Source organism: Brucella sp. RRSP16, from assembly GCF_052246815.1.
In the GTDB taxonomy this organism is placed as follows: domain Bacteria; phylum Pseudomonadota; class Alphaproteobacteria; order Rhizobiales; family Rhizobiaceae; genus Brucella; species Brucella intermedia.
In genome coordinates, this window is record NZ_JBQQAM010000012.1 from 87,240 (window position 1) to 111,482 (window position 24,243).

Genomic DNA, 24,243 nt, shown 5'->3' on the forward strand with positions numbered 1-24,243 from the left:
GCGGTCATGCCGCTCCTTTCCAGTTTGGCGCTCAGGAAGCCTGCTCGGGCATCCGCGGCAAACTCGTCAGAAGCTTTCTGGTGTAGCTATGCTGCGGATCGGAAAGAATATCCCGCGTATTGCCCTGCTCCACGATCCGGCCCTTTTCCAGAACGATCAGCCGTTCACATAGCAGGGCGACCAGCGCAATATCGTGCGACACCACCACGAAAGTGGTCCGTTCTGAAAGTGAGCGCATGAGGTCGATGATGCGGGCGCGCGTCGTGAGGTCGAGAGCACTTACCACCTCGTCGGCGATGATGAGGTCGGGCTGCGAGACGATCGCCCGGGCAATGGCGATGCGCTGGCGCTGGCCGCCTGAAAACTCGTGCGGATAGCGGCGAGCCGCATCCGCCGGCAGATCGACGGAAGCAAGCGCCTGTGCAACTGCCTGCGCAATATCAGTCTGGATTTTCAGGGATCGCAACGGTTCCGCGATAATGTCGAATACGCGCTGACGCGGATCGAGCGATGAATAGGGATCCTGAAAAACCGCCTGGACGGAACGGCGGAAGTCGCGCATGAAACTGCGATTGCGGATATCCAGAGGATGGCCGCGAAACGATACATTCCCCGAAGAAGCGCGCTGCAATCCGAGCAGCAATTTCAACATGGTCGTCTTGCCTGATCCGGACTCACCGACAATGCCGAGATTGCTTCCGGTTTCAAGCCTCAGATCGACATCGTGCAGGACCGTCTTGCCGCCTGTATAGGCGAAGGAAACGCGCGAAAGATCCATCAACGTCATCGCGCAACCTCCAGCGCAGCATCGAACGCCCGCGCAGCAGACACGAGCCCCTGCGTGTAGGGTTGCTGCGGGTTGGTGAAGAGCTCCGCGACCGGCCCTTCTTCTATCAGCTGTCCCTGCCGCAGAACCAGCGCACGTTCGGTAACGGTGGCGACCACCGGCAGATCGTGGCTGATGAACAGAAGCCCCATCCCCTCGTCCCGCACCAGCTGTTCCAGCAGTTTCAAAATCTCGGCCTGCGTGGTTACATCGAGCGCTGTCGTCGGCTCGTCTGCAATCAGAAGCTTGGGGCGGCAGGCAAGAGCCATGGCGATGGCTGCGCGCTGGCGCTGGCCGCCCGATATTTCATGCGGCCAGGAGCGGGCAATACGTTCCGGGTCTGGCAGGGATACGCGTTCCAGAAGTGCATGGACCTGTGCGTTCAATTCACTCTTTCCCAGCCTGCGGCCATCTCTTGCGGCGCGCCGGTGGACGACCAGACCGACCTGCTTGCCGATCCGCATCAGGGGATCGAGCGCCGTCATCGGCTCCTGAAACACCGTCGCGACGCTCTGGCCGCGTAACGGCACCAAGTCACGGTCGCGTGCGCCGATGACCTGACGGTCATCGAGCATGACCGATCCGCTTGCACGCATCCCGTCCGGCAAAAGCCCCATGATTGCAAGTGCCGTCAGCGACTTGCCTGAACCGGATTCGCCGATCAGGCCGACCCGTTCTCCCTGGCCGACAGACAGCGAAACGCCCGCGACCAGCGGCTTGCCGCCGGTTTCAATATGAAGATTCTCTACTTGCAGCAAAGTACTCAACGTCGCCTCCTTCGCGTCGGGTCCGCCACATCGCGCAGCCCGTCTGCGAACAGATTGAGCCCGATCACCAGCGACACGAGCGCCAGACCCGGCGCTATCGCGCCAAAGGGCGCCGTATAAACCGACGCCTGCGCTTCCTGAAGCAATCGCCCCCAGGAGGAATTGGGCGGCGGAGCGCCTAGACCGAGATAGGAAAGCGATGCTTCCGCGATGACCGCCAGCCCGAACTGGAGCGCGAAATTCACGATCAATGTCGGCCAGATATTCGGCAGCACATGGATGCGGACCAATCCGAACCAGGATGTGCCGGAAATACGCGAGGCGGTGATGTAATCCATCGCCAGAACGCGCTTGGCAAGGATGCGGGTCAGACGCGCCACGATGGCCGAACCGGCAATGCCGATGGCCACTATCGCTGTCGTGAGGCTGGCGCCATCGCTGGAAGCAACGATCAGCATGGCCAGCAGCAGCGTGGGGAAGGCTATCAGGATATCGAGCGTTGCAGCCAGAACGTCATCGAGCGTCTGTGTCGCAAAGGCTGCGAGGACACCCAGCGTCACGCCAATTACCGCGCTGATCGCGATGGCTCCGCAGCCGACGACAAGCGCAATGCGTGAACCGATCATGATTTGGGTCATCAGATCGCGTCCCAGACGATCCGTACCGGCCCAATGCAGCCATGAAGGCGCTTCCAGCCGTCCGCCCACCATTTCGCCGACGCCGTATGGGGTCCACACCAGCGTAAGGAGAGCGACAACCAGATGCCCTCCGAGCAGCAATCCTCCCGCGACCAGCGGCCACGGCAACCGGTAGGCTGGCTGGGGATGGGAAAGCTCCATTTGCACAGGTTCCGTCATGCTCCGCCTCCCGCTGATCGCTGGCGCAGACGAGGGTCGATCAGCCGTTGCAGCAGGTCCGCGGCAAAGCCCACCAGCAGCACCAGAAGCGTCGAGACGAACAGCACACCCTGAACGTTAGGATAGTCACGCTGCTCTATGCCCAGCAGAAGCATCGAGCCGAGGCCGGGAAGCGAAAATACGCGCTCGACCACAACCGCACCCAGCAATGTCGATGCAAGTTCGATCCCCAGAATGGAGATTACGGGAACCGCGCCGTTGCGGATACCGTGACGGACGAGCGCCTGCGAGAACGTCGCGCCAAGTGCCCGCGCGGTGCGAAGATAATCGCTGCCAAGCACATCCTGCGTGGCGGAACGAACATAACGGATCAACGATGCCGACATGACGATGGCAATGGTCGCGACCGGCAATACAAGCGCCTGAAAAGCAGCAGGCGCCGACTGCCATCCGCGCGATGGAAAGCCGCCGGAGGGAAACAACCGCAGCTTGACGGCAAAAATCCAGACGAGGAGAATCCCGATCCAGAAAACCGGCACGGCGATACCCAACTGGGAAACGACAGATATAAGCGATCCATACCAGCGGTTCTGGCGCACGACCGACAGGATACCGAGCGGCACCGCGACGATGATGGCAACGAGAAAGGCCATCAGCGTCAAAGGCACGGTCACGATCAGACGCTTGCCGATTTCGCTCAGAACCGGTGCTCCACTTACGAAGGAATTACCGAGATCGAAGCGCAAAAGACTGCCGATGAAGCGCAGGAATTGTTCATAGAGAGGCAGGTCCGACCCGACCTGTTTGCGCGCGGCCTCGATCTGCGCTGCATCCGCGCCTACGGAAACGAGCGCATTGGCAGGATCACCCGGCAACAGGCGCAACAGCAGAAACAGTACGATCGATGCGATGAGAACCGACAGGACCAGTATGGCCGAGCGGCGTATGACATAGGCGAAAATAGGGTTTACCTCTCCGATGTGAGGGGCAGCGCTCAGACCCTCATGCAAATGTGACAACGCCGCCGGAAAATAATTCAGGCGGCGCGGTCTGTCGAGTTCGTGTTCTCGATATCGACAGGCGGTATTATTCCGCCTTCATGATGTCATAGGCGAAGAACTGCGAATTCAGGCCGTTGAGGGGGTAACCGCTGACCGATTTCTTTGAAACGACGATCTGCGGATAGAGATAGAACCAGTTGCTGGCCGCGTCCTCGGCAATGATCTTGTTGGCCTCGGTCAGTTTTGCAGTCTGTTCGTCCGTGGTCGCGCTCGCCTCCGCTTCCTTGATGAGATCGACAACCTTCGGATTGTTATAACCCCAGTAGAAATCAGGATTGCCATAGAACACGATGTCCCGGTGGTTCACATGCTCCTGCAAGGTGGCCTGGAAATCATGGGCCTTGTAGACCTTCGTGTACCATTCATTGGCGGTAATGACGTTGATCTTGACCGTTACGCCGATCTTGGCCAGTTCGCTCTGGATGAACTGCGCGGCAATCGGGTGCGGGTCGTAATTTGGCGTGTCGATGGTGAAGGTGAAGCCGTCTGGATAACCGGCTTCCTTCAAAAGCTCCTTGGCGCTTTCGGGATCATAGGCGTCTACCTTTGTAAGATCGACATACCACGGATCGGTCGGCGGCACGAAGGAGCCGATCAGCGTGCCATAATCGCCCCATACGGCCTTCAGCAGCTTCTGATCATCGATGGCGCGAGCAAGTGCCTTGCGTACTTTCACATTGTCGAATGGCGCAACGCGGTCGTTATAGGCTAGAAGCAGCTTGGTAGTGGACTGCCCTTCACTGACGGTGAAATCCGGATTGTCCTTGAACTGTGCCAGCGAATCCGGGCTTTGGACCGACGTGATGATATCGACGGACCCGGTCAGCAATGCATTGTTGAGCGCGCTCGCATCGGTGAAATACTGGAACACCACCTCACCGTTTTTCGGCTTGGCTCCCCAATATTTATCGAAGCGCTTCATGGCCAGCGATGAACCGCGACGCCAGTCTTCCAGCTCGTAAGGTCCGGTCCCATCTTCCTTCGACTGCAAATCCTTCGCTTCATCGTTCACCACCCATACATAGCTCAAATTGTATGGCAGGGAGATCGAGCGCGACGACAACTTGACGACAACCGTCTCATCGTCAGGGGTCTCGATAGCCGAAATGGATTTCAAACTGCTTTTGCGCGAGCTTTTCGATTCCGGCGCGGCAACGCGCTCGATGGAAAACTTCACATCCTTGGAAGTCAGCGGTGCGCCCGAGTGAAATGTCACGCCCGGTTGCAGCTTGAACGTATAGGTAAGCCCGTCATCGCTGACTTTGTAATCCTTCGACAGGACCGGCTCGACCTTTCCGTCATCGGCCAGCCGGAAGAGGGCTTCATAGACATTGCCGTTGAACGCTTCGTTGATGCCCTGCCCTGCGCCTGCCGTATTATCGAGGTTCTGCGGCTCATAGAGCGAACCTATATTGATTGTCGCGTCGGGGTCGCTTTCCTGTGCCAGCGCCTGGCTGAACGAACCCGCACCAAGGGCCACGGCCAATGCTGCACTCAGCCCCCAGTAGGCCAATCCCGATTTGCGATTGCGAATGTTGAAGCCGCCCATATTATTCTCCTGCGTGGAAAGCGCCCTTCCGGGCTCTCCGTCAGAGCATTTCCCGCTTTATCGGGAATACTCTATCTATTTGTTTTTGCGCCTGTCTTACTTCGAAACCGGTACCGCTTTCGAGAAACATGCCTTGACGACGGTTATACCGCGACGGAGAGAGCATCGGTAAGCGGCGACACGATGAGATAGTGAGAATTATTAGAAATTTATTCTATAAAGAGTCAATCGATTGGATAAACCATCCGGACGCCAGCTCGGACCATCCGATATAAGCCACACCGACAAAGCACCAACCTTGAAAGATCAGCCATGAGCTATATGGACCGGCACCGCGCACAGGAACTGCTTACTGCGGAAGGCCTGGAGGCTTTGGTGCTTTTTCAGCCTGAAAACTTTCGCTATGCAACAGGGATTGCGGCGGGCGTGGCGACAATGTGGGGGCGCGCCGGCTCTGCCATAGCGCTTGTTCCGGCAGATGCCTCGACACGTTCAAGCGCCATTATCAGCGATCAGGCTCTGGCGGCAGCCGGTACCACGACTGATGACATCGACTTTCGCTCGCACAGAATCTGGATCGACGCCGTTACGGTTCATGGCGCGCGCACGATCGAAGACATTAACGCAGCCTATCGCGAGAGCGGCAATATCGGCCCGCGCCCGGAAACCTTCGACCAGAGGGCAGCCTTTCAGCTACTTGCCGACGTGATTGCCGAACGGGGCCTCGCTCGGGCGAGCATCGGGATCGACCTCGAATTCGTACCGGCTGCCGATTTTGAGCGCCTGAAAGCAGTCCTGCCCTCGGTGCAATGGCGCGATGCCTCTCGCATCGTCAAGCAACTGCGCCTGATAAAGAGCGCCCGCGAGATCGAGTTTCTGCGCAATGCCGCCCGTTATGCGGAAGGCGGCTTGCAGAGAATGGCGGCGACAGCGCGGTCCGGCGTCACGGCGGCAGGGCTTTCCGACGCCTGGCTGGCTGGAGCGACAAGCGCCGCCGAAGCACACGGACAGCGCCTGTCCGGCCACTGGGCTTATATCTCGACCGGGCCTGACCTGCAGAACCCGGCGGCGCAATTGGCGGAAGGCGGCCTCATCAAGGCCGATGTCGGCACACTGGTGAACGGCTATTCTTCAGATGGCGCGCGCACCTATGTCTACGGTGAGCCTGCGCCGCTTGCCAAGCAGATTTACGACGCGCTTTTTGAAACGTTCCATGCCGGTATCGCCTTGCTGAAGCCCGGCAATACATTCGGACAGGTCCACGAAACAATGCTCTCCACCATGCGGCGTCATGGTTTCAGCGAATATTATCGCGGGCATTTCGGGCATTCCGTCGGCTCAGCGCTCGGGATAGAGGAATGGCCCTTTATTTCGCATGCCAACACCATGGTCTTTGAACCTAATATGGTGCTTGCTGTGGAAGCTCCGTTCTATGCAAACGGCGTGGGGGCGCTGATGATAGAGGAACAATTCCTCATCACCGCACACGGAGCGGAAACGATGAATGCCCTTCCGCGTGAGCTTGTCTCGATAGGCTGACCTCAGCGGGCCTGCGAACGGCTTTGGTCGCTCATTAGTCGCGAAGCGAGGCCGTGGTCGCCTCTCTTCATGGACGCAACAATTATCTTCATTTGACTTTCCTTTTGTTTTCGATTTTCATTGTTTGGCTTTCACACTCGCAAAGGCTGAACGTGTGATCAGGTGGAGGAACATGTCAGTTGCTAATGCGCATGCCCTCTTCTTAGACAAAAGCTGCAAGCTATATGCTTATCCAAGTAATCCGCCTCGAGTTTGCTCGAGCATAGGCCGCGGCCTCACGGTTGCGCCCGCAGACTGTCGCGCATCGAGCACCCGGCCCGGGGTTGTGGTAAGGTGGGCGGAGCCTTTGGCGAAACACATCTTCGGCAGCGTTCGGAATGGCACTGGAATATGCGTGTTTTCCGAAGAAGCACGGAAACGGCTTGCAGGACACAAGTTGCTCACAAGGGATAAGGCACAGCCCCTTGAAGTCCATATTGAGAGGATATGCCAATAAGCGCAATAATTCCGACGGTTGGAGGAGGCCTCGGGACATATGCTGGAACTGCGAAATATCTCGAAGACGGTCGGAGGAGCCACTCATATCCATCCGACAAATCTGGTCCTGCCACGCGGGAGCCTGAATGTGTTGCTCGGACCAACCTTGTCCGGCAAGACCTCCCTCATGCGCCTCATGGCTGGACTGGACAAGCCAAGCGAAGGCTCAATTCTGTTCGACGAGCAGGATGTTACCGGCATGCCCGTGCAGAAGCGCAATGTGGCGATGGTCTATCAGCAATTTATCAATTACCCGGCCTTGACCGTTTATGAAAACATCGCTTCGCCGATGCGTATCGCAGGAAAGTCTCAGTCGGAAATCGACAGTGAGGTTCGCAAGGCCGCAGAGCTTCTGAAGCTGACGCCCTATCTGGACCGAACACCGCTTAACCTTTCCGGCGGCCAGCAACAGCGCACTGCGATCGCGCGTGCCATCGTGAAAAAGGCCAATCTCGTCCTGCTCGACGAACCGCTGGCCAATCTCGACTACAAATTGCGGGAGGAATTACGCGAGGAACTGCCGCGCATCTTTGCCGAATCCGGCGCTATCTTCGTCTACGCAACCACCGAGCCTTCCGAGGCCCTGCTGCTCGGCGGCAATACGGCTGCGCTTTCGGAAGGCCACATCACACAGTTTGGCAGAACAATCGACGTCTATCGCCGCCCGCTCGACCTCATCACAGCACGCACATTTGCCGATCCGCCTTTGAACACGGCTCGCATGGTCAAGTCCGGTGATCGTTTCCTGCGGGCGGATCGCCCCGCCATCGCCGTGCCGGGCCAGCTGGCCCATATAAGCGACGGTCCGCTAACCATCGCGTTCCAGCCGCATCATCTGCTCGTCCGTCCAGCGGAAAACGCTACAGTTCCCATTCGGGCGCGAACACTTGTGTCCGAAATCGCCGGATCGGAAAGCTTCATCCATCTCGATTACGAAGGCGACCGCTGGGTCATGCTGGCGCACGGTATCCAGATCATCGAACCGGACCGCGAAATCGAAGTCTACCTCGACACGCGGCATCTGATGGCATTCGATGAGAGCGGTCGCGCCGTCGGCCACGCGGCCGGCTTGGCGGCATAGGAGGACGGCGATGGCACGTATCACTCTTGATCATATCCGCCACGCCTATAATGCCAAGGCGCAGGCCGCAGGCGAATACGCCCTGAACATGGTCAATCATGAGTGGGAGGACGGCAGTGCCTATGCGCTGCTCGGCCCGTCCGGTTGCGGCAAGACGACCCTGCTCAACATAATCTCCGGTCTTCTGCAGCCGACCGAGGGGCGCATTCTTTTCGATGGACAGGACGTGACCGGCCTGGCGACCGAGGACCGTAACATTGCGCAGGTCTTCCAGTTTCCCGTCGCGTACGACACGATGACTGTTTTCGACAATCTTGCCTTTCCCCTGCGCAACCGTCGCATGCCGGAAGCGGAAGTGGAGCGCCGCGTGAAGGACATTCTCGAAATGACCGATCTCGGCGGCATTGCCGGGCGACGGGCACGCGGACTGACTGCGGATCAGAAGCAGAAGATTTCACTGGGTCGAGGTCTGGTACGCGCAAACGTCAACGCGATCCTGTTCGATGAACCGCTGACGGTTATCGATCCACATATGAAATGGGTGCTGCGTTCGCAGCTGAAGCGGCTGCACCGTCAATCGGGTTTCACCATGGTTTATGTCACGCATGACCAGACCGAGGCGCTGACATTCGCCGACAGGGTAGTGGTGATGCATAATGGAGAAATCGTGCAGATCGGCACGCCCGCTGAACTGTTCGAACGCCCCAAGCACACATTCGTCGGCTATTTCATCGGCTCTCCAGGCATGAACCTCATGCCCGCCCGGATTGACGGCCAAACTGCCACGGTCGGCGCGCAAACCATCTCCCTGCCCGGCACTCCTCAGATTGGCCATTCGACACAAATCGAGCTGGGCATCCGGCCGGAGTTTGTAAAGCTCGGTCGTGAAGGCATGCCAATCCGTATCGACAAGATTGAGGATATCGGGCGTTACCGCATCGTGCGCGCGGGCTTTGAAGGGCAGAAACTGGCAGTGGTGGTCGGCGAGGATGAGGACATACCCGCGGAGCCGCGTGTGACCTTCGATCCGAAGGCTATCGGCATATTCGCGGATTCCTGGCGTGTGGGGATGGAGGGCTGACCATGGAGAAAAGCTGGAACAACAAAGCCTGGTTCATGGTCCTGCCGGTGCTGGTGCTGGTCGCCTTTTCCGCAGTCATTCCGCTGATGACGGTAGTGAACTATTCGGTGCAGGATACATTTGGCAATAATCAGTTCTTCTGGGCCGGAACAGACTGGTTCGAACAGATTCTTCACTCCAGCCGCTTCTGGGATGCGCTCGGGCGTAATCTCATTTTTTCGTTCATCGTTCTGGCTATCCAGATACCTCTCGGCATCCTGATTGCGCTCAACATGCCCAAAAAAGGTTTCTGGGTTCCGGTGTGCCTCGTCACCATGGCACTGCCCCTGCTGATACCATGGAACGTGGTCGGCACGATCTGGCAGGTTTTCGGGCGCAGTGACATCGGCCTGCTCGGCTATTACGCCAACTGGCTGGGGCTGGATTACAATTACGTCAACGATCCGTTCGATGCCTGGGTAACAATCATCCTCATGGACGTATGGCACTGGACCAGCCTCGTGGTGCTGTTGTGCTATGCAAGCCTCGTATCCATTCCCGATGCCTACTATCAGGCCGCAAGGATTGACGGAGCCTCGCGGTTCTCGGTGTTTCGTTACATCCAGCTGCCCAAGATGAAGCGCGTTCTCCTGATTGCTGTACTGCTCCGTTTCATGGACAGCTTCATGATCTATACCGAACCGTTCGTGGTGACGGGCGGCGGACCAGGCAATTCGACGACATTTCTGTCGATCGATCTGGTCAAGATGGCGCTGGGGCAGTTCGATCTTGGACCGGCGGCGGCCATGTCGTTGATCTACTTCCTTATCATCCTGCTGCTGTCATGGGTGTTCTACACCGTCATGACCAGCCACGATCAGGAGGCATAAGATGAACGCCGTACATGGAGCCTCTATGGGTCGCGTGGATGCGATTGCACCGGATGCCAGCGCCGTCAGACAACGCGCGAGCAGACGCGAGACGTCGCGGTTCGGCTGGCTTATACCGACAATCTACATCATATTGCTTCTGATCCCGATCTATTGGCTCATCAATATGAGCTTCAAGACCAATCAGGAAATCCTGACGTCGCTGACGCTGTTTCCGTATGAGCCGACGCTGCAAAACTATCGCGCCATCTTCACCGACTCCGCCTGGTACTCGGGTTATATCAACTCGATCATCTATGTTGTCATGAACATGGTGATTTCAGTCTCGGTGGCATTACCGGCGGCCTATGCCTTCTCGCGTTACCATTTTCTGGGAGACAAACATCTTTTCTTCTGGCTTCTGACCAACCGCATGGCGCCTCCGGCAGTGTTCGCCCTGCCGTTCTTCCAGCTCTATTCGGCATTCGGGCTCATCGATACGCATATTGCGGTCGCACTGGCGCATTGCCTGTTCAACGTGCCGCTGGCCGTGTGGATTCTCGAGGGCTTCATGTCCGGCGTACCGAAAGAAATCGACGAGACAGCGTATATCGACGGCTATTCGTTTCCAAAGTTCTTCGTGAAGATTTTTATGCCGCTGATCGCATCAGGCATCGGTGTGGCAGCCTTCTTCTGTTTCATGTTCTCATGGGTCGAGCTGCTGATTGCACGAACCCTCACGACCACGGACGCGAAACCCATCGCGGCCACAATGACACGCACTGTTTCGGCTGCCGGAATGGACTGGGGATTGCTTGCTGCCGCTGGCGTTCTGACGCTGATACCCGGCGCACTGGTGATCTGGTTTGTCCGCAATTACATCGCCAAGGGCTTCGCCCTGGGGAGGGTCTGACATGTTTCATCTGCCCGACTTCTCATGGATGGCCTGGACCTGGCAGACCGCCGCTTTTTTCTGCGGTATCGCCGCCCTGCTCGTTGGAATGGGTGTCTGGGAATATGCTTCCCCCGGAGGCGCACCACGCAACGGCATCCTGGGGTTCGAGACTACGCGCGGCGACCGTCTGTTCATTTCGTTGCTCGGCAGCGCATTCATCAATCTGGCATGGCTTGGACTGGTTGGTCCGAGCCTGTGGTGGGCTGTCGCCCTCTCGGTGGCCTACGCCATTGGCGTATTTCGCTTTGTTTAAGGTGTCCGAAGCGGAATAGGTCCGCTTCATGCAGTAGTGGGCCCGGGGGACATACCGCGCCCGAAAGTCGATATGCACTCGCAAGCTTTGGGAGGATCAACATGCGACGGCATCTAATGACGACTACGGCACTCATCGTGCTGGCAATGACAGGCGCAGCTTCAGCAGGAATGGATGAGGCAAAGCAGTTCCTCGACAAGGAAATCGGTGACCTTTCATCCCTTTCGCGCGCCGACCAGGAAAAGGAAATGCAATGGTTCATCGATGCAGCCAAGCCCTTCCAGGGCATGGACATCAAGGTCGTTTCCGAATCCCTGACCACCCACGACTATGAATCCAAGGTGCTGGCCCCCGCTTTTACCGCCATTACCGGTATCAAGGTCACGCACGACATTATCCAGGAAGGGGATGTCGTCGAGAAAATCCAGACGCAGATGCAGACCGGCCAGAATCTCTATGACGGCTGGGTCAACGACTCCGACCTGATCGGCACGCACTGGCGGTACCAGCAGGTCCGCAACCTGACCGATTTCATGGCCAATGAGGGCAAGGACGTTACCAATCCGGGCCTTGATCTGGATGATTTCATCGGCAGCAAGTTCACCACCGCTCCGGACAAGAAGCTCTATCAGCTTCCCGACCAGCAATTCGCGAACCTCTACTGGTTCCGTTACGACTGGTTCAACGATGAAAAGAACAAGGCCGACTTCAAGGCGAAGTACGGTTATGACCTCGGCGTTCCCGTCAACTGGTCGGCATATGAGGATATTGCCGCGTTCTTCACCGGTCGCGAAATCGATGGCAAGAAGGTATACGGCCATATGGACTATGGCAAGAAGGACCCGTCACTCGGCTGGCGCTTTACCGATGCGTGGCTTTCCATGGCCGGTAACGGTGACCGGGGCTTGCCGAACGGCCTGCCGGTCGATGAGTGGGGCATCAAGGTCGATGACCAGTCGCGTCCGGTCGGTTCGTGCGTCGCACGCGGCGGCGACACCAACGGACCCGCTTCAGTCTATGCGATCCAGAAATATCTGGACTGGATCAAGGCCTATGCTCCAGCGGAAGCGCAAGGCATGACGTTCTCCGAATCCGGTCCCGTTCCTTCGCAGGGCAACATCGCCCAGCAGATTTTCTGGTACACGGCATTCACTGCGGACATGGCCAAACCGGGTCTCCCCGTCGTGAATGAGGACGGAACGCCGAAGTGGCGCGTTGCCCCCTCCCCGCACGGTGTTTACTGGAAAGACGGCATGAAGCTTGGCTATCAGGACGTCGGCTCATGGACGCTGATGAAGTCCACGCCAGATGACCGCGCCAAGGCCGCGTGGCTCTATGCGCAGTTTGTCACGTCGAAGACGGTCGATGTGAAAAAGAGCCATGTGGGACTGACCTTCATCCGCGATTCCACGATCCATCATCAAAGCTTCACCGATCGCGGACCGAAACTTGGCGGTCTGGTCGAGTTCTATCGTTCTCCGGCCCGCGTACAATGGTCGCCGACCGGCACTAACGTACCCGACTATCCGAAGCTGGCTCAGCTATGGTGGCAGGCCATCGGCGATGCGTCTTCCGGCGCAAAGACGGCACAGGAAGCGATGGATTCCCTTTGCGCCGAACAGGAAAAAGTCCTCTCACGTCTGGAGCGCGCCGGGGTTCAGGGTGACATCGGACCGAAGCTCGCCGAGGAACATGACATCGAATTCTGGAACAAGGATGCCGTTTCCAAGGGCAATCTCGCTCCGCAGCTGAAGATCGAAAACGAGAAGGAAAAGCCAATCACCGTCAATTACGATGAACTGGTCAAGAGCTGGCAGAAGTAAGGCTGGCATAAAAACTTCGTCGGTCGGCCTGTTACGCCGACCGGCAACCCACGCCGGATTGTTTCGCGGTAATGGGTCTCAAGATTAGACCCTTATTTCACAAACCACTTAATTGCAGTCCTTTGCGATATATAATTTTAAATATACTTACATTGACAAGAAAAACTGCATGATATCCTATCCTGATGCAGCGTTTTACCCACGCCGCTTACCATAAAGGGAGGACAGAATGGATATCAGGCCGTCTATCTTTGCCTGGACTTTGACTTGCTCGCTGGCAGTATCCGGCGTCGCATTCTCGCAGGAATCCCGCACCAAAGTTATTCTGGACGCGGACATGGTCGAACTCTTCGACGATGGCACCGCCATGCTTCTGCTTGAGCGGGCTCCCAACATCGACCTGCTCGGCGTGACGGTCGTGTCCGGAAACACCCCCATGCCGGCCGGTGTGGCCGCAGGTGTCCGACAGTTGGAGGCGCTTGGCTCCGACGTGCCTATCTATGAAGGCAGCCGATACGGCATTCGCAACTGGCGAGGGAACAAAGCCACGCCGGAAGTGCTCGCGGCTGAATTGCAGATCAGCCCCATCACCGGCTGGGGCGGCTATCTGCGACCGGATGCGGGCAACGAGATTGATGCCGACCCCACAGCAAAATGGTCCGACGTTTACAAACACAAATATGGCGAGGCGCCATCCTATAAACGGGTTTATGGCCTGGATAATCCCGACCCGGATGGCAACAGGGACGCCGTCGATTTTCTGGTCGATACAGTCAATAAATATCCCGGTCAGGTCAAACTGGTAGCCATCGGCCCACTCACCAATATCGCACGCGCCATTCTCAAGGACCCAAGCTTTCCGTCGAAGGTCGCCGAAATCGTCTATATGGGCGGTGCTTTCTATGTACCCGGAAATTCGTCAGCATCGGCGGAGTTCAACTGGTGGGCCGACCCTGAAGCCGCCAAGATCAGCGTCCGGTCAAAATGGGGCGATCCAAATTCCGAAACTTTCAAGGCGTATGGAAATCAGGTGATTTCGGGTCTGGAGGCCAATGAACATACGGGCGGAATGCCGGAAGACCTCTATCGAAAAATGGTCGACGGCAGCGTTCCGGGCATTCAGAAACTCTGGCTTGCCCGGGAGGAACGTATCAAGGCGAAAGGCGGAACCACTTTCGGACCCGACAATGTATGGGACCTGTTTGCAGCCGCTTATGTCATCGACCCGTCAATTGTGCTCGCATGGAACAATGCGCCTCGTCCCAAGGATGGAACATCTGCGTCTGCCACCGGTGTTTATGTGGACGTGAACACGGAGATGGGCCTGGACTATGGCCGAAGCCTTGCGTTCACCAACAACGATATTGGAGGCAATGGTGAGGCAAGACGGGGACCGGTAGGCACTCAGAAGGCCGCCATTCAGAACTACATCGATGAAGACAAGTTCTGGAAAAAGATCGTTGTCCCGCTGACAACCGCCACAAAGAAATAGGCGTAATCCAAAACCCGGCGCGATGCCAAATGCAAAGCGCCGGTTGAAGCCTTTCATGGTGCGGTCAGCGAATACGCCGCAACAACCTTTCGCGATAGGTATCGACAATAACCGCGAGGATGATCACCGTACCGATAATGATCGGTTTGTAATTGTCACCGATGCCGAGCAATTGCAGGCCGGTAGCCAAAACCTGCAGGATGCAGGCGCCAGCCAGCGTGCCCACGATTGATCCCTTGCCGCCGAACAGGCTCGTCCCACCGATGATGACGGCTGCTATCGCGTTGAGTTCATAGCCGACGCCAGCAATCGGGCTGCCAATGTTCAGCCGCAGCAGATAGACAATCGCAGCAATACCGGCGGTGACGCCGGAAATGACAAACGCAGCGATCTTGTATGCATCGGGATTATGTCCCGAAAGGCGCACCGCCTCATCATTGGCGCCGACCGCATAGATCATGCGACCGAAAACTGTAAAGCGGAGAACGAACCAGCCGACAGCGATCACTGCCACCGCGATCAGGAAGATCGAAGGCAGGAAGCCACCGACTATCAGATTGCCGAAATCGACAAACCCTTGCGGAAGCCCGGTAATGGTGGAGTTGTTGGACACCACACGTGCCGCACCGGCGGCGATATTGAGCATGCCCAGCGTGACAATAAACGACGGGATTTTCCAGTAGGTCGACACCTTGCCGTTGATGAACCCGCAAAGCCCGCCGACGGCAATACAGGCCAGAACGGCCAGCGGGATCGACAAGGCAGGCTCCAGACCGGAGGTCATGATAAGTGCGCCCACGACCGTGCATAAGGCAAGCACCGAGCCAACGGAAAGGTCTATGCCGCCGGTCAGAATAACGAAGGTCATGCCTGCCGCAAGAACCGTGTTGATGGCGATCTGAACGAAAATCTTGAGCGCGTTGCCCGGCGTTGCGAAATAGGGCGCGGTGAAGGAAAATACCAGCGTTATCAGGATCAACGCCAGAAACACACCCGCATCACGCAACAGGAAGCGCTTCAGTTTCTGGCGATCGACAGCGTCGGATTGTTGGGCAGATGGAGAAGTGGGTTCCGTCATGCGTGCACATGCTCCTGATAAGCGAGCGAAAGAATACGTTCCTGGTCGAACTGCGACCGGTCCAGTTCCCCCACCAGTTTGCCGTTGGAGAAGACGATGATGCGGTGACACATGCCGATCAGCTCGGGAAGGTCCGAGGAAATCATGATGATTGCCTTCTGGTTGGCGGCCAGCATCCACAGGAGTTGATAAATCTCGCGCCTTGCGCCGACATCAACCCCGCGTGTCGGTTCATCGAGGATCAGCGTGGACGACCCGCGAAACAGCCATTTTGCCAGAACCACTTTTTGCTGATTGCCGCCGGAGAGATTACGCACCGGCGTGTCGATGGATGCCGTCTTGACGCGCAACCGCTCGACCAGCTCAGCCACGGCACCTTTCTCCACGCTACGGTCCAGCAGACCGCCATGCGAAATTTTTTTAAGGTCGGTGATCGTGGCGTTGATATAGACAGGCATATCCAGCAGAAGCCCCTGGCTCTTGCGATCTTCGGTCAGGAAGCCAAGGCCGTTGCGCACCGCATCGCGCGGATCACGGATGTCTACCGGCCTGCCATCTATATCTATTTCCCCTGCCGATCTTGGATCGGCGCCGAAGATTGCGCGCATCACCTCGGTGCGGCCTGATCCGACCAAACCGGCGACGCCGAGAATTTCTCCATGGCGCACCGAAAACGAAACCGGCGGGGCGCCGTTGTTGCGCCTGACATTCCTCACCGCCAAGGCGACGGGACCCGGCTTGATTTCAGCGTTGAAGCCGTATTCATCCGCGATGTCGCGGCCGATCATCATGCGGACCAGATGCGGCACGCTCAACCCCTGCAGGTCGCGTGTCTCCACCAGCCGCCCGTTGCGCAACACCGTTACGCGGTCACCGATCTCGAAGACCTCGTGCAGACGGTGTGAGATGTAGATGATGGTAACGCCTTTCGCCTTCAGGCGCTTGATGATCGCAAACAGCCGCTCGATTTCCGGCGGCGTCAATGTCGCCGTCGGCTCGTCCAGAACCAGTAGTTTGCTGTCATAACCAAGCGCCTTGGCGATCTCGACCAACTGCATTTGCGCAACGCCCAGCTCCGAGACCGGCATCCGCGGATCGACCGCCAGACCTACCTCGGCGAGAAGCTCTTCGGCGCGGCTGTTCAGCCTTGCCCGATCCATGATCCCGAAGCGCCTCGGAAGGCTTTCCAGCATCAGGTTCTCGGCGATGGAAAGATGCGACAGCAGGTTGAGTTCCTGATGAACGATGCGAATACCCTGAACCTGCGCGTCGTGCGGGGTCTTTGGGTTGTAGGGCTGGCCGTTCAGAAAAATCTGGCCGGAATCAGGCTGATATATGCCGGCGAGAAGCTTGATGAGGGTGGACTTTCCGGCGCCGTTTTCGCCCAGGATGATGTGTGTCTCGCCGCGCTGCAGTTCCAGCGTGATACCGTTCAACGCAACCACACCCGGAAAGGTCTTGCCGACATTTTCCAATCTTAAAATGGCGTCGGCTGACTTCATGTCTTTTCCTGCCTGCCGGGTGAAGCGGAGCGGCGCTTGGAGCGCCGCTCTATGATTGGCATGTCTCAGAGATCCTTGGCGGTGATGAGTTTGATATCCGTCTTGACCCAGCCGGAAAATTTCTCGCCCGCCAGTTCCTTGAGGCCGTAATCAATGCCCATCGCTGCCATCTGCGCCCCGAACTGATCGACAGTGGCAAGCATCTTGCCATCCTTGATCAACGGCTGGACGGCGGGAATATTGTCGAAGCCCACCACCTTGATCTGCCCCGATTTTCCAGCGGCATCCAGCGCCTTCACCACGCCGAGCGCCATGGAGTCGTTGGCTGCCATCACGCCTTGAATGTCCTGATATTGCGTCAGGAAATTGGTCATCAGCGTGTTGGCTTCTTCCGTTTCCCAATGCGCGGTCTTGGAATCGAGCAGCGTCAGACCGCCCTCGGCCACAGCATCGTCAAACCCCTTCTTGCGCTCCTTGGCGTTGTCGGCCTCGGGATTGCCTTCGAGGATAACCACCTTGCCGCCCTTGCCCAGTTCCTTGGCAAGCGCCAAGCCTGCGAGCTTTGCACCCTCGCGGTTGTCGGGACCGAAAAAGGCAAGATCGACACCGGCCTGCTTTTTCGCCTCTTCATCCAGCGCCACGTCGATGTTGATAACCTTGATGCCAGCTTCCAGAGCCTTTTTGACCGGCGTTACCATGGCCTTGGAATCTGCCGGAGCCAGCACGATCACATTGAACTGCTGCGTGACGAAATTCTCGACTGCATCGACCTGTGCGGCGAAATCCCGTTCATCCTTCATTCCGACAGCGGCGAAAGAGAACTTGTCGGTGTTTTTGGCGGCATAGTCCTCGGCACCTGCCTGCATCTGCTTGAAGAACTCATTGGCGAGCGACTTCATGACCAGACCCACTTTGGGCTTGTCCGCTGCAAAAGACGGCAAGGACGGTAGAAGCAGAGCACCGGCGCCCAGTGCGCTCGATGTTATAAACTGGCGCCGTGAAATTGAAACCCGACCCAGTCCTGTAATAATTGAACTTTTAGTCATGAATTCCTCCCCTCACTTCAGTAAAAATCTGCCGTGTTACTGCAGCGTAGTGCTGTGTATGCAGTACTGTCAAGACGGCAAGATAGAGGGAAGCGTTCACGGTTTTGACCCCATGACAGACCTGACACAGCAAAACCGATTGCACTTCTCATCACAATATCTTCGCAGTGTTAGGAGGAGTTGACCGCCACCATGGGAACTGGTGACGCACTTATCGGTTGATGTCGACGGCGGGCGTGAAACGAGCAAGGATAACTGCCATGTACAAGTTCCCGGCAATCGCAGCTTTGGTACTTTCGGCTTTCATTCCAACTGTTCCCGCACATGCGCAGAGTATTGAAATCGGCCCCAACGGTATCCAGGTCAATCCGGATGGAGATCGACGTTACGGTCGCGAGGAAATCAGCGAACGCAGGGCCGCCCGGATCGCGCGCAGCGAAGGGATGGATGAAGTTGAAAGCATCTCAAGGCGCAGAAACGTTTATGTTGTCCGAGGACTGGACCGTCGCGACGACGAGATGCGTGTTGTCATAGATCGTCGCACCGGCGAAGTCCTTGAAGTGCGCTAGCCGTGCGAAAAGGCGGTGTGCAAGAGCGACCTAAAAGCGGCTCCATGAGCCGCTCTTGCCTGAATATTCCAGGGATCGCACGGGTTCCGCCCTGCTAGCCGGTGGACAGTGCGTTACGCAAGCCTGTCTGCGGGTCGAAGAAATGCAGGCTGTCGGGGGTAACGTCGAGCCCAATATTGTGCCCTTCCCGCAGACGCATCGAAGCGGGTACGGCGATGTTGAAGAGATGTTTGCCGGCCCGAACTGTAACCAGACGGCTCTCGCCGTGAAATTCATTGCGTTCTATCTCGCCGCGGATGTGCCCTCCTGCCTCATTAAGCATGAATGCTCCCGGCCGTATACCAACTGTTACCGGACCGGGCTTCAAGCCCGACGGACGGGGCAAGCATATGGTTTCACCCCCAATTCTCTCCCCGTTGGCGTCAAGTTCGAAGAAATTCATGTTGGGCGTGCCAATAAAACCGGCGGCAAAAAGCGTCGCGGGCGCCTGATAGATTTCCTCAGGCGTTCCCATCTGCTCTATGCGCCCATCCTTCATCAGCACGATCCGGTCAGCCAATGTCATCGCCTCGAGTTGGTCGTGAGTGACATAGATGCTGGTAGTCTTCAATTCATGATGAAGATTGGCGATCTCCACCCGCAGGCTTCCGCGCAATTTTGCGTCCAGGTTGGATAACGGTTCATCGAAAAGGAACACTTCGGGCGTCTTTATCATTGCTCGCGCAATTGCAACGCGTTGTTGCTGGCCGCCCGACAATTCGGACGGTTTGCGTGCCATATACGTCTCAAGCCCCAGAGCCGTGACGACCGGTGCAAGTCGGTCGGCAATGGCCTGCTTGGATATGCCCGCCCGCTCCAACCCGAAGATGACATTCTCCCGAACAGTCATATGCGGATAGAGCGCGTAGTTCTGGAACACCATGGCAATACCGCGGTCACCCGGATCGCGATCGTTCATCCGTTGGCCACCGATCAGAAGATCGCCCCCTGTGATTTCCTCAAGCCCGGCAATCATTCTCAAGATCGTGGATTTTCCACAGCCGGACGGGCCAAGAAAAACTACAAACTCATGATCACTGATTTCAAGGTTGAAATCACGGATGACTTCCTGCGCGCCATATCGTTTCAGTATGGACCGGCATTCCACGGTAGACATCAGTTTTTCTCCCCGTGCAGGATGATCTGCAGCTTGATGTCGGTTGCACGACCTTCTGCCGCGCGATCGAAAGCGGCAATGGATTGCTCGAAAGGAAATACCCCTGAGATCAGCGGCTTGAGGTCAACCTTGCCTGCAGCGATCAGGGCAAGAGCGCGATCGAACACGTTCGCATAGCGAAAGACTGTTTCGATCCGGCATTCCCGAGCCGTCGCTGCCGAAATGTCGAACAGAACGGGTTCGGGAGGCAGGCCAACCAGCACCACCGTGCCACCGGGGCGCACTATCTTGAACAAGTCCCGTACGGCTGCCGCCGCTCCCGAACATTCAAAGACGATATCCGCTCCCCAATTTCCGGTAGCATCGTTGACCGCTTCCACGATGTTGGTTTCGCCAAGATTGATGCCCGTAATGCCGTCATAAGTTTCTGCAAGTTGCAGCTTGGCGTCCGAGAAATCCGAGATCAGAACGCGGGAACAGCCTCCCGCCAGGGCCGCAAGCGCAACCATGATGCCGATTGTCCCACAGCCGGTCACAACGGCCGTGTCGCCTGGATTGATGCGCGCGCGCGTTGCCGCCTGCATGCCCACGGCAAAAGGCTCCACCATCGCGCCTTCTGCAAAAGAGACGTTGTCCGGCAGTTTATATGTGAAGTTTGCAGGATGAACCGTTTCGGGGCAAAGAATTCCGTGGACGGGCGGGGTCGCCCAGAAGCGCACAGCAGGATCGACGTTATAGAGGCCAAGCTTCGAAGCACGCGAGAGCGGATTTGGAATGCCCGGCTCCATGCATACCCGATCTCCCGGCTTTAGATGCGTTACGTTCCCGCCGACCTCGACCACCGTGCCTGCTGCTTCATGACCAAGTACCATAGGCTGGTCGACCACGAAATCTCCGATACGCCCATGTGTATAATAATGCACATCGCTCCCGCATACGCCTACGGTGTGCAATTTGATACGAACGTCATCCGGCCCCATCTCGGTAGGCAATTCAATTTCGCGCAGATTCAATTCGCCGATGCGTTCCAGAACAAGTGCTTTCATCGGATCATTCCTGATTTTGTTTTTTGGTGAAGACGGCATTCAACCCGCCGGCAAGAAGCCCAAGCAGAATTAAAGGCGGAAGGGAGAGAAGAACGACAGCGGCATTCAGAATGCCCCATGGCACATTCATGCCAAGCTGAGACATCTCAGAAGCTATGATTGGCAGCGTTTTGGCGCGAGATGCCGTCAGCATCATTGCTAGAAGGAATTCATTCCAGACCAGCACGAAGGAGAAAGCGATGGCTCCGAATATCTGAAATCTGGCAATCGGCAGGGCAATTCGGAAAAAAGTTCCATAGCGTCCAAGTCCATCGACCCGGGCGGCTTCCTCAACGTGAAGGCTCACGCGTTCGAACGCAGGAACCGAAAGCCAGATCGTAATCGATGCGGTAATGATCAGATAGGTTACTATGAGAGAAAGGCGGCTGTCGTAGAGATCAAGCGAAAGCCAGATCACAAGCATCGGAATGGCCACTGCCACAGGTGGCAGGAAACGCAGGGACAAAACGAAGAACTGAGCTTCAGCTGTTATACGGTTCTTGTATCGTGCGATCACATAGGCAGCAGGCACGCCAATCAGCGCGCCAATGACGACAGCGGACGAACAGATGATAAGCGAATTCGTAAGTGCCCGCGCCACCGAACGACGGTTGAGCACATAGCTCATATTGTCCCAGACGGGCTGAAAGATGATTTTCGGCGTACTGACCAGAAGATCGGCGTTGGTCTTGAACGCATTGAGCAGGGTCCAGAGCAACGGCAACACGACCAGCGCTGCCGCAAAGACGAGAAGCGCGCGCAGAAGGATGGTCGAAATTTTCATCGGTTCAATCTCTTCCAGGCAACAGTGAAAATGACGATGGTAAGTAGCATCATGATGACGGCCATTGACGAGGCGTAGGAGATTTTTCCGGACTCAATGAAGCCTTGCGAATAGGCATACATGTCGAGGGTTTCTGTCGAGATTCCGGGCCCGCCCCGGGTCATCACGTAGACCAGATCGAACGAACGCAGGCTTTCGATGGCTTTGACCAGCAGAAGGCTGATCAGCGGCGTCTTGAGCATCGGTAGGGTGATGAAGCGATGAATCTCCCACCTTTTGGCGCGATCAATGCGAGCCGCTTCCAAAGGCTGGACCGGCAACGCTTCGAGCAATTTCAGGACGATGACCGCAAAAAACAGCCCCCATTGCCAGACATCCACGAAAGCAACCGCAAGGAGAGCGCCAATTGGCGTCGAAAGTATATCGGGTGTTGCGCCAGTCAGTTCACGGATAGGCCAGGTCAGGGCGCCATAAAGCGGATGGAAAGCGAATTTCCATACAAATGCTGCGCAGACGCGGGGCAATAACACCGGAATAATGAACAGCAGGCAAAGGAGATTTCGCATACGCGGGCTGGCGGCTTCAAACATTGCGACGCCGAGACCAACGCCGGTCAGCATGGTCAGAGCCACGGTCAGGACTTCCCATTTCAGCGAAACCCACAACGCGTTGAGAAAACGTGGATCGGTAAACAGAGCGGCATAGTTCGCGAACCAGACATATTCAGCCGCTGGCTGTGACAAGGTCCTGTTCTGCAGGGAAATCGCAATAGCAAAAACGGTCGGAACCAGCGCCAGAACGATGAGGATGAGCAGGGTTGGCCCAAGGAAAAAATATGGGAGCGAGCGTCCACGTTGCATGAACATTCCTTGTTTGAATGCGGTGACCGAGACGGCCTGGCGGCGTGAGACACACCTGGCTTCCAGGTAGAATCCATCTTGGGAGGCGGGGCGGCTTCGACCCAATACGGCAACAAAACCGCCCCGAACGCGCGACGTCTAAAGCTTCTCAGCGAATGACTGAAGCTCATCGAGCGTCGACTTGATATCCTTGCGGCTGCCGGTGATAAGTTCTTCCAGCATGATGCCCCATTGATTTCCCAATTCCTGCCAGCGCGGGTCCTGCCAGAAAGTTACAGTCGTGCGGGCGCCGGTAGCGGCCATCGCATCTGCAAGGTTCTGTCCGAACGTCTCAGCATATTTCGGGCTTTGATAGGTGCTGGTGCGTGTCAATTCACCGGGCTGGCCTGCTACCAGACGGCGGGCTTCCTGCTCCTTCGAGGTGGCCCATGCCACGAAGAGCCCGGCGCAAGCCTTATCCTCGTCCGTCGCATTGGCCTTGGACGCAATTGCAAAGCCATGCGCATAGCCGGCGCCGGGAAGAGGCGTTGGCGGGACAGCGAAAGCAACCTTGTCTGCAACCTGGCTCTGCGCCTTATCGACCGACATGCCGCCAAGGGGGGCCGATTCGATGATAATTGCTACCTTGCCTGCCCGGAAAGCACCGGTGGATTCATCCCAGGAACCTGTCTGGGTACCGGGAGCGGAATACTTGAAAAGATCGAGATATTCCTCAGTTGCCTTCACTGCCGCGTCGGAGTTGAAAGCTGGCTTGCCATCCTTGAACCATTCGCCACCATTTGCCTTGAACAGCGGCATCCACCGCCAGACATTGGCGCCCGAGCCGCGCTGTCCGCGTAGTGCGGTTCCATAGACGCCATTTTCCGGGTCATGCAACTTGGCGACAGCCGCCTTGTATTCGTCCCAGGTCTTTGGCGGCTGGATGCCCGCCTTTTCGAGCAGATCGGTACGATAAACCATCAGGTCGCCACCGCCCTGAACGGGTGCAAACCACTGTTTGCCGTCATAAGTGGCAGCCGCACGCATGCCGGCGTCGAAATCGTCGTAATCGTATTCCTTGGGGTAAAAGCCTTCGAGCGGAACGATCCAGCCCGACGAAGCAAACAATGCGAGGTTGGCTTCATCGACATAGTAGACATTGTAGCTGCCTACCGTCGATGCGTCCGCCTGTGACTTCGCGCGGCGGTCATTCTCATTCAGATAGCTGATTTCAAAACCGGCACCGGAGAGTTCTTCAAACTCGTCCACATAGTCTTCCAGCAAGGTGAGGCCATCACGCGGCTGCGCCAGAACTCTTACATCCTTGCTGCAAATCGCAGCCGCCATGGCACCGGATGCGGCAGTGAGCGCTATGACCGCGCAACCGGTACGCAAAAACATTCGTAGCATGTTGTCCTCCCAATTATGTTCCACCGGATGCTCCTCTTCCCCGCATCCTGTGGATTCAATTTTGTAAAAACGGCGAGAACGGACTAGTTTGCTTTTTGTCAATAA

General features: G+C 57.0%; 22 protein-coding genes. 9 read left to right on the forward strand and 13 right to left on the reverse strand.

The genetic code is table 11. From position 1 onward, the window contains the following. Nucleotides 1-31: 31 nt before the first annotated feature. From ACS5UA_RS18405 to ACS5UA_RS18425, 5 genes are all read right to left on the reverse strand, one after another. On the reverse strand, nt 32-787 hold the full coding sequence (locus ACS5UA_RS18405; protein ID WP_443101594.1) for an ABC transporter ATP-binding protein: 756 nt from the start codon (nt 785-787) through the stop codon (nt 32-34). Further along, nucleotides 784-1,593 (reverse strand): ATP-binding cassette domain-containing protein, encoded by an 810-nt coding sequence (locus ACS5UA_RS18410; protein WP_443101595.1) that lies wholly within the window; start codon nt 1,591-1,593, stop codon nt 784-786. Before ACS5UA_RS18410 ends, ACS5UA_RS18405 begins: the two co-directional genes overlap by 4 nt. Further along, entirely contained in the window at nt 1,590-2,450 is an 861-nt protein-coding gene (locus tag ACS5UA_RS18415) for an ABC transporter permease (RefSeq protein ID WP_443101596.1), read from the reverse strand. Before ACS5UA_RS18415 ends, ACS5UA_RS18410 begins: the two co-directional genes overlap by 4 nt. Continuing rightward, a complete protein-coding gene (locus tag ACS5UA_RS18420; RefSeq protein ID WP_151570966.1) occupies nt 2,447-3,412 on the reverse strand; it encodes an ABC transporter permease in 966 nt (321 codons plus the stop codon). Before ACS5UA_RS18420 ends, ACS5UA_RS18415 begins: the two co-directional genes overlap by 4 nt. Before the next feature lie 124 nt (nt 3,413-3,536). Beyond that, on the reverse strand, nt 3,537-5,060 hold the full coding sequence (locus ACS5UA_RS18425; RefSeq protein WP_443101597.1) for an ABC transporter substrate-binding protein: 1,524 nt from the start codon (nt 5,058-5,060) through the stop codon (nt 3,537-3,539). A 312-nt stretch (nt 5,061-5,372) separates the two neighbouring features. Between ACS5UA_RS18425 and ACS5UA_RS18430 the strand changes: the two genes are divergently transcribed. The 8 genes from ACS5UA_RS18430 (at nt 5,373) to ACS5UA_RS18465 (ending at nt 14,669) form a co-directional block, all read left to right on the forward strand. Continuing rightward, nucleotides 5,373-6,599 (forward strand): M24 family metallopeptidase, encoded by a 1,227-nt coding sequence (locus ACS5UA_RS18430; protein WP_443101598.1) that lies wholly within the window; start codon nt 5,373-5,375, stop codon nt 6,597-6,599. A 535-nt stretch (nt 6,600-7,134) separates the two neighbouring features. Next, the gene (locus tag ACS5UA_RS18435) at nt 7,135-8,217 is read left to right on the forward strand and encodes an ABC transporter ATP-binding protein (RefSeq protein ID WP_443101599.1); all 1,083 of its coding nucleotides are present in this window, start codon (nt 7,135-7,137) and stop codon (nt 8,215-8,217) included. Between the two features lie 10 nt (nt 8,218-8,227). Continuing rightward, entirely contained in the window at nt 8,228-9,298 is a 1,071-nt protein-coding gene (locus ACS5UA_RS18440) for an ABC transporter ATP-binding protein (RefSeq protein WP_443101600.1), read from the forward strand. A 2-nt stretch (nt 9,299-9,300) separates the two neighbouring features. After that, nucleotides 9,301-10,167 (forward strand): carbohydrate ABC transporter permease, encoded by an 867-nt coding sequence (locus ACS5UA_RS18445; protein ID WP_006470077.1) that lies wholly within the window; start codon nt 9,301-9,303, stop codon nt 10,165-10,167. Nucleotides 10,168-10,192: 25 nt separating this feature from the next. Beyond that, nucleotides 10,193-11,059, forward strand: coding sequence for a carbohydrate ABC transporter permease (locus tag ACS5UA_RS18450; protein ID WP_443101624.1), 867 nt, complete (start codon nt 10,193-10,195; stop codon nt 11,057-11,059). A 1-nt stretch (nt 11,060) separates the two neighbouring features. Next, nucleotides 11,061-11,354, forward strand: coding sequence for a DUF2160 domain-containing protein (locus ACS5UA_RS18455; protein WP_443101601.1), 294 nt, complete (start codon nt 11,061-11,063; stop codon nt 11,352-11,354). 101 nt (nt 11,355-11,455) lie between these two features. Further along, a complete protein-coding gene (locus ACS5UA_RS18460) occupies nt 11,456-13,177 on the forward strand; it encodes an ABC transporter substrate-binding protein (protein WP_006470074.1) in 1,722 nt (573 codons plus the stop codon). A 229-nt stretch (nt 13,178-13,406) separates the two neighbouring features. Beyond that, nucleotides 13,407-14,669 (forward strand): nucleoside hydrolase, encoded by a 1,263-nt coding sequence (locus ACS5UA_RS18465; protein ID WP_443101602.1) that lies wholly within the window; start codon nt 13,407-13,409, stop codon nt 14,667-14,669. Between the two features lie 64 nt (nt 14,670-14,733). Here the strand turns inward: ACS5UA_RS18465 and ACS5UA_RS18470 are convergent, their stop codons facing one another. From ACS5UA_RS18470 to ACS5UA_RS18480, 3 genes are all read right to left on the reverse strand, one after another. Continuing rightward, the gene (locus ACS5UA_RS18470; RefSeq protein ID WP_025091112.1) at nt 14,734-15,747 is read right to left on the reverse strand and encodes an ABC transporter permease; all 1,014 of its coding nucleotides are present in this window, start codon (nt 15,745-15,747) and stop codon (nt 14,734-14,736) included. Continuing rightward, complete coding sequence (locus ACS5UA_RS18475; protein ID WP_443101603.1) at nt 15,744-17,249, reverse strand: sugar ABC transporter ATP-binding protein; 1,506 nt, start codon at nt 17,247-17,249, stop codon at nt 15,744-15,746. The genes ACS5UA_RS18470 and ACS5UA_RS18475 overlap by 4 nt, the downstream gene beginning before the upstream one ends. Nucleotides 17,250-17,314: 65 nt before the next feature. Further along, nucleotides 17,315-18,295 (reverse strand): sugar ABC transporter substrate-binding protein, encoded by a 981-nt coding sequence (locus tag ACS5UA_RS18480; RefSeq protein ID WP_112672151.1) that lies wholly within the window; start codon nt 18,293-18,295, stop codon nt 17,315-17,317. 260 nt (nt 18,296-18,555) lie between these two features. Between ACS5UA_RS18480 and ACS5UA_RS18485 the strand changes: the two genes are divergently transcribed. Then, complete coding sequence (locus tag ACS5UA_RS18485) at nt 18,556-18,864, forward strand: PepSY domain-containing protein (RefSeq protein WP_006471848.1); 309 nt, start codon at nt 18,556-18,558, stop codon at nt 18,862-18,864. Between the two features lie 94 nt (nt 18,865-18,958). On the opposite strand, the gene ACS5UA_RS18490 is transcribed toward ACS5UA_RS18485, so the two are convergent. From ACS5UA_RS18490 to ACS5UA_RS18510, 5 genes are all read right to left on the reverse strand, one after another. Beyond that, nucleotides 18,959-20,020: an ABC transporter ATP-binding protein gene (locus ACS5UA_RS18490; protein ID WP_112672147.1), complete on the reverse strand. Its 1,062-nt coding sequence runs from the start codon at nt 20,018-20,020 to the stop codon at nt 18,959-18,961. Beyond that, complete coding sequence (locus ACS5UA_RS18495) at nt 20,020-21,066, reverse strand: NAD(P)-dependent alcohol dehydrogenase (RefSeq protein ID WP_113475493.1); 1,047 nt, start codon at nt 21,064-21,066, stop codon at nt 20,020-20,022. Before ACS5UA_RS18495 ends, ACS5UA_RS18490 begins: the two co-directional genes overlap by 1 nt. Before the next feature lie 4 nt (nt 21,067-21,070). Next, entirely contained in the window at nt 21,071-21,889 is an 819-nt protein-coding gene (locus ACS5UA_RS18500; RefSeq protein WP_443101604.1) for a carbohydrate ABC transporter permease, read from the reverse strand. Then, a complete protein-coding gene (locus tag ACS5UA_RS18505) occupies nt 21,886-22,749 on the reverse strand; it encodes a carbohydrate ABC transporter permease (RefSeq protein WP_151659312.1) in 864 nt (287 codons plus the stop codon). Before ACS5UA_RS18505 ends, ACS5UA_RS18500 begins: the two co-directional genes overlap by 4 nt. Before the next feature lie 138 nt (nt 22,750-22,887). Next, nucleotides 22,888-24,138: an ABC transporter substrate-binding protein gene (locus ACS5UA_RS18510; protein WP_443101605.1), complete on the reverse strand. Its 1,251-nt coding sequence runs from the start codon at nt 24,136-24,138 to the stop codon at nt 22,888-22,890. Nucleotides 24,139-24,243 lie beyond the last annotated feature (105 nt).

Bases quoted from the DNA above. Each gene is read 5' to 3' on its own strand.
- ACS5UA_RS18405 (WP_443101594.1), bottom strand. From the start codon at position 787: ATGACGTTGATGGATCTTTCGCGCGTTTCCTTCGCCTATACAGGCGGC.
- ACS5UA_RS18415 (WP_443101596.1), bottom strand. From the start codon at position 2,450: ATGACGGAACCTGTGCAAATGGAGCTTTCCCATCCCCAGCCAGCCTAC.
- ACS5UA_RS18425 (WP_443101597.1), bottom strand. From the start codon at position 5,060: ATGGGCGGCTTCAACATTCGCAATCGCAAATCGGGATTGGCCTACTGG.
- ACS5UA_RS18430 (WP_443101598.1), top strand. From the start codon at position 5,373: ATGAGCTATATGGACCGGCACCGCGCACAGGAACTGCTTACTGCGGAA.
- ACS5UA_RS18435 (WP_443101599.1), top strand. From the start codon at position 7,135: ATGCTGGAACTGCGAAATATCTCGAAGACGGTCGGAGGAGCCACTCAT.
- ACS5UA_RS18440 (WP_443101600.1), top strand. From the start codon at position 8,228: ATGGCACGTATCACTCTTGATCATATCCGCCACGCCTATAATGCCAAG.
- ACS5UA_RS18445 (WP_006470077.1), top strand. From the start codon at position 9,301: ATGGAGAAAAGCTGGAACAACAAAGCCTGGTTCATGGTCCTGCCGGTG.
- ACS5UA_RS18450 (WP_443101624.1), top strand. From the start codon at position 10,193: ATGGGTCGCGTGGATGCGATTGCACCGGATGCCAGCGCCGTCAGACAA.
- ACS5UA_RS18455 (WP_443101601.1), top strand. From the start codon at position 11,061: ATGTTTCATCTGCCCGACTTCTCATGGATGGCCTGGACCTGGCAGACC.
- ACS5UA_RS18460 (WP_006470074.1), top strand. From the start codon at position 11,456: ATGCGACGGCATCTAATGACGACTACGGCACTCATCGTGCTGGCAATG.
- ACS5UA_RS18465 (WP_443101602.1), top strand. From the start codon at position 13,407: ATGGATATCAGGCCGTCTATCTTTGCCTGGACTTTGACTTGCTCGCTG.
- ACS5UA_RS18470 (WP_025091112.1), bottom strand. From the start codon at position 15,747: ATGACGGAACCCACTTCTCCATCTGCCCAACAATCCGACGCTGTCGAT.
- ACS5UA_RS18475 (WP_443101603.1), bottom strand. From the start codon at position 17,249: ATGAAGTCAGCCGACGCCATTTTAAGATTGGAAAATGTCGGCAAGACC.
- ACS5UA_RS18480 (WP_112672151.1), bottom strand. From the start codon at position 18,295: ATGACTAAAAGTTCAATTATTACAGGACTGGGTCGGGTTTCAATTTCA.
- ACS5UA_RS18485 (WP_006471848.1), top strand. From the start codon at position 18,556: ATGTACAAGTTCCCGGCAATCGCAGCTTTGGTACTTTCGGCTTTCATT.
- ACS5UA_RS18490 (WP_112672147.1), bottom strand. From the start codon at position 20,020: ATGTCTACCGTGGAATGCCGGTCCATACTGAAACGATATGGCGCGCAG.
- ACS5UA_RS18495 (WP_113475493.1), bottom strand. From the start codon at position 21,066: ATGAAAGCACTTGTTCTGGAACGCATCGGCGAATTGAATCTGCGCGAA.
- ACS5UA_RS18500 (WP_443101604.1), bottom strand. From the start codon at position 21,889: ATGAAAATTTCGACCATCCTTCTGCGCGCGCTTCTCGTCTTTGCGGCA.
- ACS5UA_RS18505 (WP_151659312.1), bottom strand. From the start codon at position 22,749: ATGCAACGTGGACGCTCGCTCCCATATTTTTTCCTTGGGCCAACCCTG.
- ACS5UA_RS18510 (WP_443101605.1), bottom strand. From the start codon at position 24,138: ATGCTACGAATGTTTTTGCGTACCGGTTGCGCGGTCATAGCGCTCACT.